Origin of the sequence: Archangium violaceum Cb vi76 (assembly GCF_000733295.1) — a bacterium.
Taxonomy (GTDB): Bacteria; Myxococcota; Myxococcia; order Myxococcales; family Myxococcaceae; genus Archangium; species Archangium violaceum.
This window is the reverse complement of the sequence record NZ_JPMI01000096.1, coordinates 102,371-118,116: the sequence shown is the minus strand read 5'-3', so window position 1 is coordinate 118,116 and position 15,746 is coordinate 102,371. Positions and strand designations below refer to the sequence as shown.

Here is a 15,746-nt window from a genome sequence, read left to right as displayed (position 1 = left end):
TCTCCCGGAGGGCGAGGGGAAATGGCCGCGTTGTCAGCAAGGGGCCTAGCGGGTGATGTCGTTGATCAACGCCATGCCCATCAGCGCCATCAGCAGCACGAGGCCGACGACGTTGGCCACCTCGCGCACGCGCACCGGAATGGGGCGGCGGCGAATGCCTTCCCAGAAGGCGGACAGCAGGTGGAAGCCATCGAGGATGGGGATGGGCAACAGGTTCATCACTCCCAGGTTGATGGAGATGATGGCCATCAGGTTGAGGAAGTAGTCCAACCCCTGGTCCACGCTCTTGGAGGCCAGCTGGTACATCATCACCGGCCCGCCCAGCGTCTTGTGCGACACCTGGCCGGTGACGAGCCCGCCAATCACCTTCACCATCTGCCCGACGATCTTGGGCACCACGGTGGCGGCCTCGCGCAGCGCCTCGCCCACCCCGAGCGTCACCGTCACCTTGTCCGTGGGCAGCAGCTCCGCCGACGAGGGCAGCCAGGGCCGCAGGCCCAGCTCGAGCCGGGAGGACTCCTGGCCCATCTCGTCCTTGCTGGTGTGGGAGGCCTGGGCGATCGTCTCCGTGCGCACCTGGCCGTCCGCCGAGCGCCAGCCGAGCTGGAAGGACTGCTCCTTCAGGGTGCTGAGCTTGCCGGCCAGGACATTGAAAGAATGGAGCGGCTCACCGTTGAAGGAGACGAGCTGATCTCCCACCCGCAGGCCGGCCTTCTCCGCCGGGCTGCCCGGGAACACGGAGCCCACGTAGATGTCCGCGGCCTGGGCCCCCAGGGCGGCGAAGCCCTCGGCACCCGGCTGCTTCTGCACCGTCACCTTGTGCACGGAGGGCGAGTACCCCGTCACCACACCGGCCGGCACTGGCGCCAACCGCTGCACGGTGAGCGCCAGCGTTCCCTCCATCTTCGCCAACTGCTCGTTGAGCGCGGCCTCGTCGGGGATGGCCACCCCGTTGATGGACAGGACGCGGTCGAAGGTCTTCAGCCCCGCCTGCGCGGCCGGCGAGCCCGGGGGCACGCCCACCACGGCGGGCCGGTTGGTGTGCGCCACGCCAATCTGCCCCCGCTCCACCGAGTCCACCGGAGAGGACTCGACGATGCGGTTGGGCGTCACGTTGACGATCTGCTGCTTGCCATCGCGCTCGATGGTGATGGGGATGGAGCGGTCGAAGCGGCCGACGAAGGCCTCGCGCATCTCCTCGAAGGTCCGCACCTTGTCGCCATCCACCGCGACGATGCGGTCTCCGGGCCGGATGCCGGCGGCGGCCGCGGGCATGGCGGGATCCACGTACCCCACCCGGGTGGAGATGGTCTCGTGCGGCCCGAAGAAGACGAAGAAGTAGATGAGGACGGGGAAGACCAGGTTGAAGACGGGCCCGGCCACCACGATGAGGGCGCGCTTCCACGGCGCGGCGTTGAGGAAGCCGCGCTGGGCGTCCTCGGGGCTCAGCTCCTCGTGGGGGGTGTCCCCGGCCATCTTCACGTAGCCACCCAGGGGCAGCAGGGCCACCTGGTACTCCGTCTCCCCCTTGGTGAAGCCGAACAGCTTCGGCCCGAACCCGATGGAGAAACGGAGGACCTTCACCCCGCAGGCCTTGGCCACGAGGAAGTGGCCCAGCTCATGGACGGTGATGAGCACGCCGAGCAGGACGATGAACAGACCGGGACCTTGAAGCATGGTGCCAACACTAACCGTGGGACTCATGCCCGACAATGCGCATCGCGGCCTGGAGTCCTGCCAACCGGACAATCGGCGGCCGCTACGGAAGCAGCCCGCGCACGAAGGTCACGTAGACGAACACCAGCGGCGCGTTGAAGAGCAGCGCGTCGATCCGGTCCAGGATGCCGCCGTGCCCCGGGATGGCCACACCGGAATCCTTCACCCCGTAGGCCCGCTTGAGCATGGACTCGCACAGGTCCCCGATGGGGCCGAGGATGCCGCCCAGGATTCCCAGCACCAGACAGTCCGTCACCGTCAGCATGGGATAGAAGAAGCCCCGGGTGATGAACATGCCCACCACCGAGCCCACCATGCCGCCGAAGAAGCCCTCCCAGGTCTTGTTGGGGCTCACCTCGGGGTAGAGCTTGTGGCGGCCCAGGAAGCGGCCGGCGAAGTAGGCGGAGGTATCGTTGGCCCAGGTGATGACGAGCGCGGAGATGGACCACGCCATCCCGTCCGGCATCAACCGCAGGGCGGCCACGGCGGTGAGCCCCACCGAGCCGTACAGCATGCCCGTCACCAGGTGGGCCACCCGCGTGGGCGCGTCCTGCAGCGGGCCCCGGATGAGGTGGTAGGTGAAGGCGAAGAACAGGTAGAAGGCGAGGATCCAGAAGGCCCCCGCCCCGGTGCGCGCCGGATCCTTCAACGTCAGGGCGGGCAACAGGCCCGCGAGCACGATCCCCACCCAGGCCGCCGGCGAGAGCGTCTTCTGGGTGATGAGGTAGTACTCACTGGCGCAAATGGCGGCGGCGACGCTCAACAGGGCCGCGCTGTAGAGACCTCCCTTGAACAACAGGAAGATGACCAGCGGCAGCAGGGTGAGCGCCGATACAGTCCGGATGACGAGGTTCTTGTTCTTCTCGTTCACGCCTTGGCCCGGTGGGAGTCCTCTCGCTTCACTTGCGCGGAGGTGAGGCCGAAGCGCCGCTCGCGTTGCTGGTATTGAGCCAGGCAGCGCAGGAAGGCCTCGGTCCTGAAGTCCGGCCAGAGGACGTCGCTGAAACACAGCTCCGCGTACGCCAGCTGCCAGAGCAGGAAGTTGGAGATGCGCTGCTCACCACTGGTGCGCACCACCAGATCCAGCGGTGGCAGCCCGTTCGTCCAGAGGTAGGACTCGAAGGTCTGGGTGTCCAGTTGCGCCGGCGTCAGCTCGCCCTTGCAGGCGGCCTCGGCCATGCGGCGCGCCGCGTGGGCCAGTTCCTCGCGTCCGCCATAGGACAGCGCCAGCGTCAGCACCATCCCCTTGTTGTCCGCCGAGTCCGCCCGCAGCCGGTCCAACGGCTCCTTCACGAAGCGCGGCAGCTTCTCCACCTCGCCAATGGCGTTGAGGCGGATGCCGTTCTCCAGGATTTCCGCGCGCTCGCTCTCGAGGTACTCGCGCAGCAGGTCCATCAGGGCGGCCACCTCCTCGGCGGGGCGGGCCCAGTTCTGCGAGGAGAAGGCGTAGAGGGTGAGGGCCTGGAGGCCCACGCGCCGGGCGCAGCGGGTCACCTCGCGCACACTGTTGGAGCCCTCGCGGTGGCCCTCCTCCCGGGGCAGACCGCGCATCTCCGCCCACCGGCCGTTGCCATCCATGATGATACCCACATGGCGCGGCAGGGGCCGTTCCTGGACGAGTCGCTCGAGAGCAGCCACGGAGGGAGGTGACACGGGGCGTTCCATGAGGCTGCGCAATGTAGAGGCACCACCCCTCCACGTCCACGGGCGTGTGCAGGAGTGGTCGCACCCCCGGCCCGAGCGGTCGGGGCCCGGGGTGGAACGGCACGGACCCGCCCCGCGGCAACTCCCCCGGCTTTCAGTGAGTGCCGGACCTACCCCACCCTGGCTACCGGGCCCCATGAGGAGAGGGAATGGCGGGGGGCGGGCGTTTGACCCTGACCCGACAGGGTATCTAGGATCGATGACTTGATGCGTCCCAAAGTCATCGGTCCCTATCGCGTCCTCGAGACACTCGGAAGTGGTGGAATCGGGACCGTCTACCGGGCCCTGGATGACAGGACGAACGAGGCGGTGGCGCTGAAGCTGCTGTCGGGCGGCCCGGCCATGGACTCGCGGGCGGCGAAGCGGCTGGTGCGCGAGTTCGAGGCCCTGGAGGACCTGGCCCATCCCAACGTGGTGAAGGTGTACGACACCGGGGTGTACCAGAGCTCGCCCTACCTGGTGATGGAGCTCATCGAGGGGCTGACGCTGCGCGACTACCTGTCGCTGAAGGGGGACCAGATGGTGTCGCCCTCGAGCGGCTCCTCGGGTTCGTTCTCGGGCTCGCTCGCGGGTTCGGGCTCGTTCCGGCGCCCCCAGGCTCCGGCCTCGGCGAGCCGGGAGGCGAACTCGGAGGACGGTGGTGGCGGGCTGTTCGACCTGTCGGCCTTCGCCGAGGAGGCCCCGAGCGAGGAGATGGTCTCGGGCGGCTCGGGGGGAATGCGCTTTGGCACGTCCGGCTCGGCGGCGCGGCTGCCGGTGCCGATGGAGCCGTGGCTGGGCTCGGACTCGGAGGAGGTGGATCCGCTGGAGTTCGAGCTGCCCTACGACGTGGGGGCGCCGGAGCCGGTACCGGTGAAGCGGGAGTCGGCGGCGAAGCTGGGGGAGCTGAACCGGCCGGAGCGGGTGGGCCGCCTGAAGGACGCGCTGCTGCAGGTGTGCGAGGCGCTGGCGTACATCCATGCGCACGGGCTGGTGCACCGGGACCTGAAGCCGTCCAACATCATGGTGGACGAGGACCGGCAGGTGCGGCTGATGGACTTCGGCCTGGCGAAGTTCCTGGCGGACGACGCGGGGATGACGCTGGACGGGAGGATGGTGGGGACGTTCCGCTACATGCCGCCGGAGCAGATTCTCGGGGAGCCGCTGGATGGACGGGCGGACCTCTACAGCCTGGGCGTCATCCTCTACGAGTTGATGACGGGCCGGCCGCCTTTTGACGCGAAGTCGCCGGTCGACTTGTGGCACAAGGTGTTGGAAACCGAGCCCCCGCCCGTGCTGGCCATCAACCAGTGGGGAGATCCCCAGCTGGCGCGGGTGGCGCATCGCCTCATCCGGAAGGAGCCGGACGACCGGCTCCAGACGGCGGAGGAAGTGTACGAGGCACTGTCCGAGTGAACGAGACCGGGACGACGCACACGCTGGTGGTGGAGGAAGGCAAGGCGGGGCAGCGGGTGGACCTCTTCATCGGAGAGGCGCTGGGGCTGTCGAGAGCGAAGCTGAAGCGGCTGTTCGACGCGGGCGCGGTGAAGGTGGGAGGCCGGCCGGCGAAGAAGGGGCTGCTGGTGGCGGTGGGGCAACGCATCACCGTGGTGGTGCCGGAGGAGCGGCGCGAGGTGGTGCCGGAGCCGGAGGCGCCGCTGACGGTGCTGCACACGGACGAGGCGCTGGTGTTCGTGGACAAGCCCGCGGGCAAGCCCTCGCACCCGTTGCAGCCGGGAGAGACGGGCACGGTGGCCAACGCGCTGGTGGCGAGGCATCCCGAGTGCGCGGAGTCCTCGGAGGACGAGCGTGAGGGCGGGCTGTGTCACCGGCTGGACATCGAGACGTCCGGGGTGATGGTGGCGGCGCGCACGCGCGAGGCGTGGACCGCGGTGCGCGAGGCCTTCGGCGGGCGCGAGGTGGACAAGCGCTACTGGGCGCTGGTGACGGGGCCGCTGGCGGACGAGGGGGAGATCGATCTCCCGTTGCGTCACCACCCGAGACACCCGGACCGGGTGGAGCCGGCGCTGGACGGGGGCGAGGGAGCGCGGGAGGCGAGCTCGGAGTTCCGGGTGCTGGGGCGCGAGGGGGAGTACAGCCTGGTGGAGGTGCGGATCCACACGGGAGTGCTGCACCAGGTGCGAGCACACCTGGCGGCGGTGGGAGCGCCCATCGTGGGAGACACCCTCTACGGAGGAAGAGAAGAGCCGGGCCTGGGCCGCTTCTTCCTGCACGCGAAGGCGCTGGGAGTCACCCACCCCATCACGAAGCAGCAGGTGCGAGTGGAAAGCCCCCTCCCCCAGGAGCTCCTCGAGGTCCTCAGGAGCCATCAAATCCCTCTCCCCCCGGGAGAGGGACGGGGCGAGGGTGCCCGGCCCCCGGGTTGAACCCCGCGCGCCCTACTCGCCCATCACCTTGATGACGAGCCGTTTCCTGCGCTGACCGTCGAACTCGGCGTAGAACACCTGTTGCCAGGGCCCGAGGTCCAGCTTCCCGGCGGTGACGGGGAGAATCACCTGGTGGTGGACGAGGAGGGACTTCAGGTGGGCGTCGCCGTTGTCCTCGCCGGTGCGGTGGTGGCGGTAGTCGGGGCCCTGGGGGGCGAGCGTCTGCAACCACTCCCAGATGTCCTCGTGGAGACCGGACTCATCATCGTTGACGAAGACACCGGCGGTGATGTGCATGGCGGAGACGAGCACCATGCCCTCCTGGATGCCGCTCTTGCGGACGAGCTCGGCGACGGAGTCGGTGATGCGGACGAGCTCCCGGCGTTCGCGGGTGTGGAAGGTGAGGTATTCGGTGAGGGTCTTCATGGGGATTGAGCGTCAGAGGGGGCCGATACAGTGAATCCGATGAGGGCCATCATCCACGTGGACATGGACGCCTTCTATGCGTCCGTGGAGCAGCGGGACAACCCGGAGCTGAGGGGCAAGCCGCTGATCGTCGGCGGGGACGCGCGGCGCGGGGTGGTGGTGGCGGCCTCGTACGAGGTGCGCAAGTACGGGGTGCGCAGCGCGATGCCCATGGCGAGGGCGATGAAGATGGCGCCGCACGCGATCGTGGTGAAGCCGCGCTTCAACGCGTACAGCGAGGCGAGCGAGCAGGTGTTCTCCATCTTCGAGCGGTACACGCCGCTCATCGAGCCGCTGTCGCTGGACGAGGCCTTCCTGGATGTGACGGCGTCGGTGGGGCTGTTCGGGGCGCCCGCGGACATGGCGAGGCGGATCCGCAAGGAGATCTCGGCGGAGACGGGCCTGCCGTCGTCGGCGGGAATCGCGGCGGTGAAGTTCGTGGCGAAGATCGCCTCGGACGTGGCGAAGCCGAACGGCCAGCGGGAGGTGCGAGCGGAGGAGACGGTGGCGTTCCTCGCGGGGCTGCCGGTGGGGCGGCTGTGGGGGGTGGGGCCCAAGACGGAGGAGGCGCTGAAGCGCTCGGGGCTGGAGACGATCGGCGACGTGGCGAAGCGGGACGTGGCGTGGATGGAGGCCCGGTGGGGCGCGAGCGGACGCCAACTGTGGGAACTGGCTCAGGGAATCGATCCCCGCGAGGTGGTGCCGGATCGCGAGGCCAGGAGCGTGGGCGCCGAGGACACCTTCGACGAGGACCTGACGGGCATGGAGGCCCTGAGCCCGCACGTGCACTCGCAGGCGCTGCGGGTGGCGCGCCGGCTGCGGCGCGCGGGCGTGAAGGGCCGGGTGGTGCAGCTCAAGCTGAAGTACTCGGACTTCACGCTCCTCACCCGGCGGACCACCCTGCCCTCTCCGACGGATGACGGGCAGACGCTCTACCGGGTGGCGAAGGAACTGCTGGAGAAAGCGCACGACGACAAATCGGTGCGCCTGACGGGGGTCTCGGTGCAGGAGCTGGGAATGGACGGAGGCGGGACGAGACAGCTCGGGCTCTTCTCCGCGCCGGAGAAGCCGAGGAAGAGCGACAAGTTGAACGCCGCGCTGGACCGGATCGCCGAGCGCTTCGGCACGAAGGCGGTGACGACGGCGGACATCGCGGGCAACGAGGAAGTCGAGCCGGATCCCACGCGCCCCCAGAAGCCGAAGCGCCCCCACTGAGCCCCCGCGCTCCGGGAGGGCTCAGAACGAGCCCATGCCCACCAGGCCGAAGGTGTGCGTCATGTCCTGCATGCCCATGAAGAGCCCGGACAACACGGGGCCCGTGCGCAGCGTGGCCGTGGCCAGGGAGCGGAAGCGCGCCGTCTCCCACTGACGGCTGAACACGGCCCGGACGCTGAAGCGCTCTCGCTGCACACTCGTCTCGAAGTCCGTCCAGAGCTGCGGCTCGGCGTAGCTGGAGTGGACGCCCAGGGACATCTCGAGCCAGGACAGCCGGCTGCGCAGGGTGAGCCACCGCGTGTCGAGCAGGAGCCGCTCGGGGGTGCGCGCGACCGCGCCGCCCACTTCAATCTGCTCGAAGCGGATGACGGGCAGCGGCAGCTCCGGCAACCGGAAGCGCACGGACGTGTCCGCGCGCGCGTTCTGGAACCGGGCCTCGGAGTGCAGGTGGACGGACGCGTTCAGCTTCCCCCCGAGCGTGGTGGCACTCACCGAGGTGGGAATCCCGAGGTCGTTCACCTGGACGGTGCCGAACTGGTACACGAGCCCGAGCGCCGCCACGCCCGCGGAGACCATCGCCGCGGGCTTGGGAATGTGCAGGGAGTCGAGCGCCGATTGGAAGCCCTTCTGAAGAGGGCTGTCCGGTCCCCCCAGCCGGTGACCCAGGTCACGAATCCGGACCTGCTCCCCATCGGGGCCCAGGGCGAGCAGGGAGGCGAGGCGCCGTCCCGCTGGCAGCTCGGACAGGGTCAGGTCCTGCGCGGGCTGCGAGAGCGTGTCCAGGGCATCCCGCTGCTCGTACTTCCGCGACGGCATGAACGCCCAGGCCCGCGAGCGCACGGCGAGGGAGAGCGAGGGTACGAGGAAGCCCCCCTGCAGGGCCCGATCCGGATCCGCGAAGGAGAACAGCAGCTCCTCGAACGCGGGGCGCTCCGGCATGCTTGGAGGGGGAGCGAGCGGCCGGGACAGCTCGAGAATCTGAGCGCCGGACGGGAGCGCCCAGAGTGCCACGACGAACAGCACCGCCTTTGTGAAGGCGCTCCGGCCCATTGGGAGCAAAGGTGGTCAGACCTCCGCTTGCCCGCAAGAAAGCCATGGGGGGCCCGCTCGGCCGATCGTTCAGCCCCACACTGCCGACAGGCCCTTCCGGCCGGGGGTCAACCCTCGTCGGACTCGGAATCACCGTCGGAGTCCGCGCCGGAATCGGCGTCGTCCCCCTCGGAGTCGTCACCCGGCTCCGCGGCCTCTCCACCCGGGCTCCCGGGTGCACCGGTGGCGGAAGCGGAAGCACCCTCCCCCGCCCCGGTCTTGCGCCCACCGCGACGGCGGCGGCGGCGGCGCTTGCGCGGGGCCTCGCCGCCCTCGGTGGCGCCCTCGGCGGACTTGAGGGGAGGCACCTCGCCCCGCTTCCACGCCTCGAGCGCCTCGCGGTACTGGCCGGTGGCCTCCACGGAGATCTCGAAGACGATGAGCGCGTCGTTGAAGAGCGGGTGGCGGCGGAAGGCGCCGGTGCGGCGGCGGCGCTCCCCCGTCAGGGTGCGCTGGGCGATGAGCAGCAGCCGGCAGCGCTCGGCGATGCGGCGCGGCAGACGCGCGCTCTGGACGAACTCGGCGAGCAGCTCCTCGATGGACTGGGCCACGGAGGGACGCTCCGCCGGATCCTGGCTCTCCACGACGGGGGCCGTCTGGGCGATGGGGACGAGCAGCGCGGCGAGCAGGATGGCGTCATCCAGCGGCTCTCCGGAGGAGACGCGCCGGTCGAGCGCCTCGGCGAAGGCGTAGAAGGTGTCCCGGCCGCGGCGGCCGTTCTCCTTGAAGTACGCGGCCACGGGCGGCAGCAGCACCTTGAGCGCGTCCAGCGCGGCGAGCAGCCGCAGGGTGGGCGCGGCCACGCCCCCGCGGATGAGGCGGAAGGTCTCCTCCAGCAGGCGCGCGGGGGCGCAGCGGGGGAGATCCTCGACGGCGCCCTCCATGGCGGCGTAGGTGCGGGACTCGATGTCCAGGCCCAGCTTGGCGGCGAAGCGCACGGCGCGGAGGATGCGGACGGGGTCCTCGCGCATGCGGATTTCGGGGTCGCCGATGGTACGGATGTAGCGCTCGTCGATGTCGCGCCGGCCCCGCACGTAGTCGATCACCTGGCCCTCGGCGACGTCGTAGAACAGGCCGTTCATGGTGAAGTCGCGGCGGCGCGCGTCCTGCTCGGCGGTCCCGAAGACGTTGTCGTGGGTGATGAGGAGATCCTGCGACTCCTCGGCCTCGGAGCCCTCCTCCTCGCCGTTCTCGGCGCCGGTATCGGCCGCGGTCACGCCGTTGGAGGCGTCGAGCTCGGTGGGGTTGGCTCGGAAGGTGGAGACCTCGATGATCTTCCCGCCCTTGAAGTAGATGTGAGCGAGCCGGAAGCGGCGGCCGATGAGGCGGCAGTTGCGGAAGATGGCGCGCACCTCGCCCGGGTGGGCGCTGGTGGCGATGTCGAAGTCCTTGGGCTTCCGTCCCAGCATCAGGTCCCGGACACAACCGCCCACGAGGTAGGCCTGGTGGCCATGGGACAGGAGGCGGTGGATGACCTTGAGGGCATCCGGGTCGAGCTTCTCGGGGTCGATCTCCGCGGGTCTGCCGGAGGGGGTGGGCTGGGAGAGGAAGTCGGTCTCGGGGAGGGTGTCCTCGGAAAGCGTCTCCGTGAAAGCGGACATGGCTATGGGGTTCTCCTCCGCGGCTTCGGGGACCGGCAGCACCTCGAGGGGGTCCAGGGACCCGGCCTCGGAGGCAGCAACCTCGCGCGCGTCATCGGGCGCAGGCTGGAGCGTCGGTCCGCCGGCGGGCGGTGTTTCAGTGGAGTCTCGCGTCATCTCGCGGTTGACGCCCCGTCGGGGGCGCCTCTAAGGGGCGACCTATACCGCATCCTCCCCGGAAGGGAGTAGCGCATGAAGACATTGTTGACGGGAGCGACGGGGCTGATCGGGGCCAACCTCGCCCACCTGCTGTGTGAGCAGGGGGAGCACCCCCGGCTGCTCGTCCGGGAGCGGAGTGACCGCCGGGGGCTGCGCGGGCTGCGCTATGAGGAGGTGCTCGGCGACGTACTGGATGCAGATTCGCTCCGGGGGGCGCTGAAAGGGGTAAATCAGGTCTACCACGTCGCTGGCATCGTCCGGTTCGATCCGTTCACGCGGGAGGACGTCTCCCGCACCAACGCCCAGGGGACGAAGAACGTTCTGGGGGTGGCACTGGCGGCCGGCGTGCGGCGGGTCGTGGTGGTATCGAGCGTGGCGGCGGTCGGCCACGGGACGCTGGCCGAGCCGGCGACCGAGGACAGCGGGTACAACTACGCGGGGGACAACCCGTATCACGAGTCCAAGCGGGAAGCGGAGCGGCTGGCGCTGGAGGCGTCGGGGAGGGGCCTGGAGGTGCTGGCGGGCAATCCGAGCTTCGTGCTGGGCCCCTACGACGTGAGGCCCTCGACGGGGGAGTTACTGCTGCTGGCGGCGAAGGGGCTCGGGGTGGCGTACCCGAGCGGTGGCATCAACGTGGTGAACGCGCAGGACGTGGCGCGAGGGCTGAAGCTCATCATGGAGAAGGGCCGGCCGGGGGAGCGCTACATCCTGGGGGGAGAGAACCTCACCTACCGGGAGCTGCTGACGCTCTGCGCGGAGGAGGCGGGGGTGCCGCCACCGAGGATTCCGCTGCCGGACGGGGTGGTGAAGGCGGTGGGGAGGCTGGGGGACGTGGTGGGCGGGGTGTCACCGGACCATTTCAAATACGTGAACACGGCGTTCCTGCAGGCACTGCCGTTGCCGGCGTACCAGTCCTCGGCGAAGGCGATGCGGGAGTTGGGGTATCAGCCGAGGCCGGTGCGGCTCGGTATCCGCGAGGCACTGAGGTGGTTCCAGGAGGAAGGAATGCTCCCGAGGGACCGCCCGCTGAAGCCCCGAGGCGTCGTGGGTTGAAACCATCCTGGAGAACCGAATCCCATGTCCATCACCATCGCCGTGGGCTCGACGAACCCGGCCAAGACGTCCGCCGCGAAAACCATCTGTGAACGGGCCTTCCCTGGCTGCACGGTGGCCGCGGTCGAGGTCCCCAGCGGAGTGCCCGAGCAACCCCTTGGCCCGGACCAGACGTCGACGGGAGCGCGCAACCGGGCGCGAGCCGCACTCGCGGCCGTCCCAGGAGCGCGAATGAGCGTGGGGTTCGAGGGGGGAGTGGACGAGGAAGGGAACCTCATCAACTGCGTGGCCGTGGTGGAGGCCGGGGGGCGGGAGAACCTCACCTGGGGCGTGCGCTTCCCCCTGCCGCCAGCGGTGGTGGCGCGGGTACTGCGAGGCGAGGAACTCAGCCGGGTGATGGACGAGGTCACTGGCCGGACCGAGAGCAAGAAGCAGCAGGGAGCGGTGGGAATCCTGACCAACGGCCTCTTCACGCGGGCCGAGATGTGGCAGGGGCCGCTGGCCTGCGCGCTGATGCCCTTCTTGCACCCGGAGCTCTACCCCGCTCCGGTTGCGGGTTAGCGAACCTCCAACGCCTGGAACACCACTCCGTCCAACCCGCCTCTCCACTCCAAGCCCCAGCAGCTCAAGAGAGGCTCAATAGGAGAGCAGGGCGCAGACCTTGTCGCGGCCCAACCGCTCACGCCCCGGAAGGAAATCGAGCGAGATGAGGAAGCTGAACCCCACCACCTCGCCCCCCAGCTGCATCACGAGGCGGGCGGCGGCATCCGCCGTACCGCCCGTGGCCAGCAGATCATCCACGATGAGCACCCTGTCACCCGGTCTCACGGCGTCCTCGTGGACCTGCAGGGCGTCCTCGCCGTACTCCAGGGCATAGCGCTCGGTGCGCGTGCGCCAGGGCAGCTTTCCCGGCTTGCGCGCGGGAACCAGGCCCGCGTGCAGCTTCAGGGCGATGGGCGCCCCCAACAGGAAGCCGCGGGCTTCCACGCCCACCACCCGGGAGATGCGCTGGCCCTGAAAGGGCGCGGCCATCGCGTCCACGACCCGCCCCAACAGATGAGGCTCCGCGAGGATCGGCGTCATGTCCTTGAAGAGGACACCGGGCCTGGGAAAGTCCGGGATGTCCCGCAGCCGGGCGACAACCTCTTCCCGGAGCGAGGAATCCTGCGGAAGGGAGAGCGGTGAGAGCTTCTGGATCATGGAGGGACTCCCGGGGGTGACGGCGGGGAAAGACCTGCAACGCTCAGAAGACGCTCAGGTGCTGGGAGGCCAACCACTCCTCCCCAGGCCCGAGAGAAACGGGGCGTTCCACCGCGGCGGACTCGATACAGACAAAATGTCTGTATCCGTCATCCGGAAGGTCGGCGAGCTTTCTGGAGAGCTCCTGCCAGGGATTCCAGACGACCACGTCGGGGAATGCGTCCTGACCGGCCCGGATCGAGGCGCCGTTCCCCCGCACCTCGACGGGCGCGGTCACACCGAAGAAGAACCGGTCCAGATGCCGATCAATCCGGAGAAGCTCCTCCTGCTGGACCCCCATCCGGCGATGGTCCGCGGAATCCAGATAGCGGGCTCCCCGCAGACCATGGATGACGGCTTCGGTCGCGCTCGCGGCCAGATAGGTATGCAACGCACTGGTGAAGTCGAACGGAAGGCTCCCGGTGTTGACGACAGCCAGGGACACCGTCAGCTCCAGCCCCTTGAAGCGCGCACGCAACACGAGCTCGAAAGGATGGGGCCAGACAGCCCGGGTCAGCGCGTCGTCCGACAGCCGCAGCTCGACTGAACCACTTCCATCGGAAAGGGTCCCGCTGCGCGACACCCGCCAGACACTGGACCTGGCGAAGCCATGCTTCGGCAACGGCCCCTCGTGCGCGAACTGGGGAAAGATGACGGGAATTCCGCCCCGGATCGCGACATTCGCGTGCGTTTCGGCCAATGGGCTCAAATACAAACGTTCAATGCCATCCGCGGTCTTCCAGGAGCAGATCTGCCCGCCATGGGCGGAGAACTGGATTCGCGCACCATCGGCTGCCGCCACCGTGGACAAGGAACCGGGCCCCGGGGCTCCCGGCTCCCGATTCGAACCATCATCATTCGAGCGCATGGGTTTTCGTTCGCCCCACCGTGAACCGGCGGGCGAGCAGGATCGCGAAGAAGACATAGATGCCAACGACACCAATCGGGATGGAGGGACCGAAGGCATCGGCGACGACCCCCGCGGTCAACGTGCTCACGGTGATGGCCGTATCCGCGCCCAGACGCCAGATCGAATACACTCGCCCCGAGTGCTCCGCGGGGCACGCGGCATGGAGCCCGCTCCACAAGGCGATGGTCTGGATGGCCATCGCCGCTCCGGCCAGGGCCGTCAGCAGCACGATCACCGGCAGGCTCGTGGCGAAGTACATCAAGCCGAACGCACCTCCGATCGAAATCCAGGCGGCCGTCGCGTAGGCCAGCGCGTGCCGGCCCATCTTGAGGCGCGTGGAGAAGAAGCCCGCCACCATGCCTCCGATTCCGAAGGCGGTGACCGCGGAGGCATGGCCGGAAGTCCCGCCGCCCGTGGTGTCCAGGGTCAGGCGCGGCAGGAATACGTAATAGCAGGCGCCATAGGCGGCGTTGAAGAGGCACTCGGCCACGATGATGTACTGCAGCGCGGGCTGCTGGCGGATCACCCCCATTGCCTCCTTCAGGTCGGCGACCAGCCCCTTGCGCTGCTTCCGCTCACCTCGAAAGTCCCGGACCTCGAGACGGCGTCCCGCCACGGCCATGCCCGCGTAGAACAGCCCGATGAACGCATAGAGGTTGAAGAGCGAGGTCACACCACGCAGCGCGTTCGCGAGCAGTGGAGCGGTGAGGCGAGCCGTGCGCTTCGCCGTGTCGGCGATCCCATTGAGCTGCTGGGTATCCACCCCGTCGTGCGACAGACCTCGCACGAGCGAGTAGAAGCTGGGCGCCTCGAAGGTGCGGCAGGTGGAGATCGCGAAGGCGAACAGGCACAGCAGGGGCACGTCCACCCAGCCGATGTTCGAGAGGCCCGCCACCAGCAACGCGAGCACGCTGCACACCAGGTTCGCGGCGATGATCGTACGCCGGGGCGGCGCGGAATCCGCATGAGCCCCCGCGGGCAGGCTGAACAGCCAGAGCGGCGTGCGGCTCGACATGCTCGCGATCGCGGTGGCGGTCGACGAGTGCGTCAGCTCCCACACGATCCAGATCAGGGCGACATCCTGGATGACGTCCGCCATGAAGACCGCCAGACGGCCGAGAAACACCATCTGGACGTTGCGTTGGCGCAACAGACTCACCTGGCTCGCGGCAACTCCTGGCGCGGACGACGTGGTCATGAAGGTTCCTCAAACGGCTGCCGGCGTGAAGACGCGGCGCCAACGCTCGCACGCGGACGCCCTCGAAGCAGCCGCATGGGCGGCGTTGATGGGGTGGACCTCGAGCCCTTGCTCCTTCGGCGGGGTGTCCGCTCCATCCACCAGGACGACCTTCTTGTATTTCCTGTAAATCGCGCAAGCCTCGGGTGACATCATCCACTCCAGGGCCCTGGACGCCGGCTCCCTGCGGGCGGAGCCGGCGCGCAGCGCGAAGCCCTCGGGCTCCGAGCCCGCGGCGTCGGCCGGAATCACCATCTTGACGGGCAGCCCCATCCGCGCCATCCGCTCCGCGGCGATGGACACGGTGACGCCGATGGAGGCCTCGTCTCCCGCGACCGCCAGGCAGGGGGCGAACGCGGAGCGCTCGATGAGCGGCCTGTTCGCGGACACACCGCGGAGGAGCTCCCACGTCCTGGCCTCCCCCGTCATCTGCAGCAGGGCCGTCAGGTGGAGGAAACCCGCCCCGGAGTAGTTCGGGTCTGGAACGACCAACTCCCCGCGGTAGCGCACGTCCGCCAGGTCCTCCCAGCGGGTCGGCATCGGGAGGCCCCGCCGGGCCAGGCGCGCCTCATTCACGCAGAACGCGGGAACGAAGGCGGAGGGACAGAACCAGCGCGACTCGGGATCCCTGGCCGACGCCGGCAGGCGGCGCACCCGCTCCGACTCCAGGGGCGCGAACCAGCCGCGCAACTCGGGGGCCAACATCGTCGTCAGCGCCCATCCCAGGATGATGTCCCAGGAGCCGTCCGGTCCCTCGGCGAGGAGCCGATCCAGCAGGGCGGCGGTGGACATCCGCTCCATCCGGATCCGGAGATCCGGATTCGCCGCCTCGATGCCCTGGACATACTCGGCCAGCTCGTACTCCTCCATGGCGCTATACGCCACCACGGTCTGCTTCTGATTCACGTCTGTCATTCGATGTCCTTCATGGAAGCAGACCCGGGCCAGACGGG

General features: G+C 69.1%; 15 protein-coding genes. 5 read left to right on the top strand and 10 right to left on the bottom strand.

The window, feature by feature from the left end:
• Positions 1-45: 45 nt before the first annotated feature.
• The 3 genes from rseP to uppS all read right to left on the bottom strand — a co-directional run bounded on the left by rseP (position 46) and on the right by uppS (position 3,381).
• Complete coding sequence (rseP, locus tag Q664_RS15485; RefSeq protein WP_043395161.1) at positions 46-1,677, bottom strand: RIP metalloprotease RseP; 1,632 nt, start codon at positions 1,675-1,677, stop codon at positions 46-48.
• Between the two features lie 82 nt (positions 1,678-1,759).
• Entirely contained in the window at positions 1,760-2,587 is an 828-nt protein-coding gene (locus Q664_RS15480) for a phosphatidate cytidylyltransferase (protein WP_043395158.1), read from the bottom strand.
• A complete protein-coding gene (gene uppS, locus Q664_RS15475; RefSeq protein WP_043395156.1) occupies positions 2,584-3,381 on the bottom strand; it encodes a polyprenyl diphosphate synthase in 798 nt (265 codons plus the stop codon). Before uppS ends, Q664_RS15480 begins: the two co-directional genes overlap by 4 nt.
• Positions 3,382-3,627: 246 nt before the next feature.
• Here uppS and Q664_RS15470 point away from each other — a divergent pair, with 246 nt between their 5' ends.
• Entirely contained in the window at positions 3,628-4,815 is a 1,188-nt protein-coding gene (locus Q664_RS15470) for a serine/threonine-protein kinase (RefSeq protein WP_043395154.1), read from the top strand.
• Positions 4,812-5,786 carry an RluA family pseudouridine synthase gene (locus Q664_RS15465; RefSeq protein ID WP_052518150.1) on the top strand — a complete coding sequence of 325 codons (975 nt, stop codon included), beginning with the start codon at positions 4,812-4,814 and terminating at the stop codon, positions 5,784-5,786. Before Q664_RS15470 ends, Q664_RS15465 begins: the two co-directional genes overlap by 4 nt.
• A gap of 12 nt (positions 5,787-5,798) precedes the next feature.
• On the opposite strand, the gene Q664_RS15460 is transcribed toward Q664_RS15465, so the two are convergent.
• Positions 5,799-6,212 (bottom strand): secondary thiamine-phosphate synthase enzyme YjbQ, encoded by a 414-nt coding sequence (locus tag Q664_RS15460; protein WP_043395152.1) that lies wholly within the window; start codon positions 6,210-6,212, stop codon positions 5,799-5,801.
• Positions 6,213-6,251: 39 nt separating this feature from the next.
• On the opposite strand from Q664_RS15460, the gene Q664_RS15455 reads away from it, so the two are divergent.
• Entirely contained in the window at positions 6,252-7,466 is a 1,215-nt protein-coding gene (locus Q664_RS15455) for a DNA polymerase IV (protein WP_043395148.1), read from the top strand.
• Between the two features lie 21 nt (positions 7,467-7,487).
• On the opposite strand, the gene Q664_RS15450 is transcribed toward Q664_RS15455, so the two are convergent.
• Entirely contained in the window at positions 7,488-8,405 is a 918-nt protein-coding gene (locus Q664_RS15450) for a hypothetical protein (RefSeq protein ID WP_043395243.1), read from the bottom strand.
• 218 nt (positions 8,406-8,623) lie between these two features.
• A complete protein-coding gene (gene pcnB, locus Q664_RS15445; RefSeq protein WP_043395146.1) occupies positions 8,624-10,312 on the bottom strand; it encodes a polynucleotide adenylyltransferase PcnB in 1,689 nt (562 codons plus the stop codon).
• Between the two features lie 75 nt (positions 10,313-10,387).
• Between pcnB and Q664_RS15440 the strand changes: the two genes are divergently transcribed.
• Positions 10,388-11,407, top strand: a complete 1,020-nt coding sequence (locus tag Q664_RS15440; protein ID WP_052518148.1) for an NAD-dependent epimerase/dehydratase family protein — start codon at positions 10,388-10,390, stop codon at positions 11,405-11,407.
• A gap of 24 nt (positions 11,408-11,431) precedes the next feature.
• Positions 11,432-11,968 (top strand): inosine/xanthosine triphosphatase, encoded by a 537-nt coding sequence (gene yjjX / locus Q664_RS15435; protein WP_043395144.1) that lies wholly within the window; start codon positions 11,432-11,434, stop codon positions 11,966-11,968.
• Between the two features lie 75 nt (positions 11,969-12,043).
• Here yjjX and Q664_RS15430 read toward each other — a convergent pair whose 3' ends face one another.
• The 4 genes from Q664_RS15430 to Q664_RS15415 are packed head-to-tail and all read right to left on the bottom strand — an operon-like array spanning position 12,044 to position 15,708.
• Entirely contained in the window at positions 12,044-12,607 is a 564-nt protein-coding gene (locus Q664_RS15430; RefSeq protein WP_052518147.1) for an adenine phosphoribosyltransferase, read from the bottom strand.
• 43 nt (positions 12,608-12,650) lie between these two features.
• Positions 12,651-13,448 carry a D-hexose-6-phosphate mutarotase gene (locus tag Q664_RS15425; RefSeq protein ID WP_235216711.1) on the bottom strand — a complete coding sequence of 266 codons (798 nt, stop codon included), beginning with the start codon at positions 13,446-13,448 and terminating at the stop codon, positions 12,651-12,653.
• A 52-nt stretch (positions 13,449-13,500) separates the two neighbouring features.
• A complete protein-coding gene (locus Q664_RS15420; RefSeq protein ID WP_075207439.1) occupies positions 13,501-14,754 on the bottom strand; it encodes an MFS transporter in 1,254 nt (417 codons plus the stop codon).
• A gap of 9 nt (positions 14,755-14,763) precedes the next feature.
• Entirely contained in the window at positions 14,764-15,708 is a 945-nt protein-coding gene (locus Q664_RS15415; RefSeq protein ID WP_043395138.1) for an ABC transporter substrate-binding protein, read from the bottom strand.
• Between the last annotated feature and the right edge of the window lie 38 nt (positions 15,709-15,746).

What these genes read in the sequence shown, in the direction of transcription:
- Q664_RS15440 (WP_052518148.1), top strand. Translation starts at nt 10,388, where the DNA reads ATGAAGACATTGTTGACGGGAGCGACGGGGCTGATCGGGGCCAACCTC.
- Q664_RS15460 (WP_043395152.1), bottom strand. Translation starts at nt 6,212, where the DNA reads ATGAAGACCCTCACCGAATACCTCACCTTCCACACCCGCGAACGCCGG.
- Q664_RS15455 (WP_043395148.1), top strand. Translation starts at nt 6,252, where the DNA reads ATGAGGGCCATCATCCACGTGGACATGGACGCCTTCTATGCGTCCGTG.
- Q664_RS15430 (WP_052518147.1), bottom strand. Translation starts at nt 12,607, where the DNA reads ATGATCCAGAAGCTCTCACCGCTCTCCCTTCCGCAGGATTCCTCGCTC.
- uppS (WP_043395156.1), bottom strand. Translation starts at nt 3,381, where the DNA reads ATGGAACGCCCCGTGTCACCTCCCTCCGTGGCTGCTCTCGAGCGACTC.
- yjjX (WP_043395144.1), top strand. Translation starts at nt 11,432, where the DNA reads ATGTCCATCACCATCGCCGTGGGCTCGACGAACCCGGCCAAGACGTCC.
- Q664_RS15420 (WP_075207439.1), bottom strand. Translation starts at nt 14,754, where the DNA reads ATGACCACGTCGTCCGCGCCAGGAGTTGCCGCGAGCCAGGTGAGTCTG.
- pcnB (WP_043395146.1), bottom strand. Translation starts at nt 10,312, where the DNA reads ATGACGCGAGACTCCACTGAAACACCGCCCGCCGGCGGACCGACGCTC.
- Q664_RS15470 (WP_043395154.1), top strand. Translation starts at nt 3,628, where the DNA reads ATGCGTCCCAAAGTCATCGGTCCCTATCGCGTCCTCGAGACACTCGGA.
- rseP (WP_043395161.1), bottom strand. Translation starts at nt 1,677, where the DNA reads ATGCTTCAAGGTCCCGGTCTGTTCATCGTCCTGCTCGGCGTGCTCATC.
- Q664_RS15450 (WP_043395243.1), bottom strand. Translation starts at nt 8,405, where the DNA reads ATGCCGGAGCGCCCCGCGTTCGAGGAGCTGCTGTTCTCCTTCGCGGAT.
- Q664_RS15415 (WP_043395138.1), bottom strand. Translation starts at nt 15,708, where the DNA reads ATGACAGACGTGAATCAGAAGCAGACCGTGGTGGCGTATAGCGCCATG.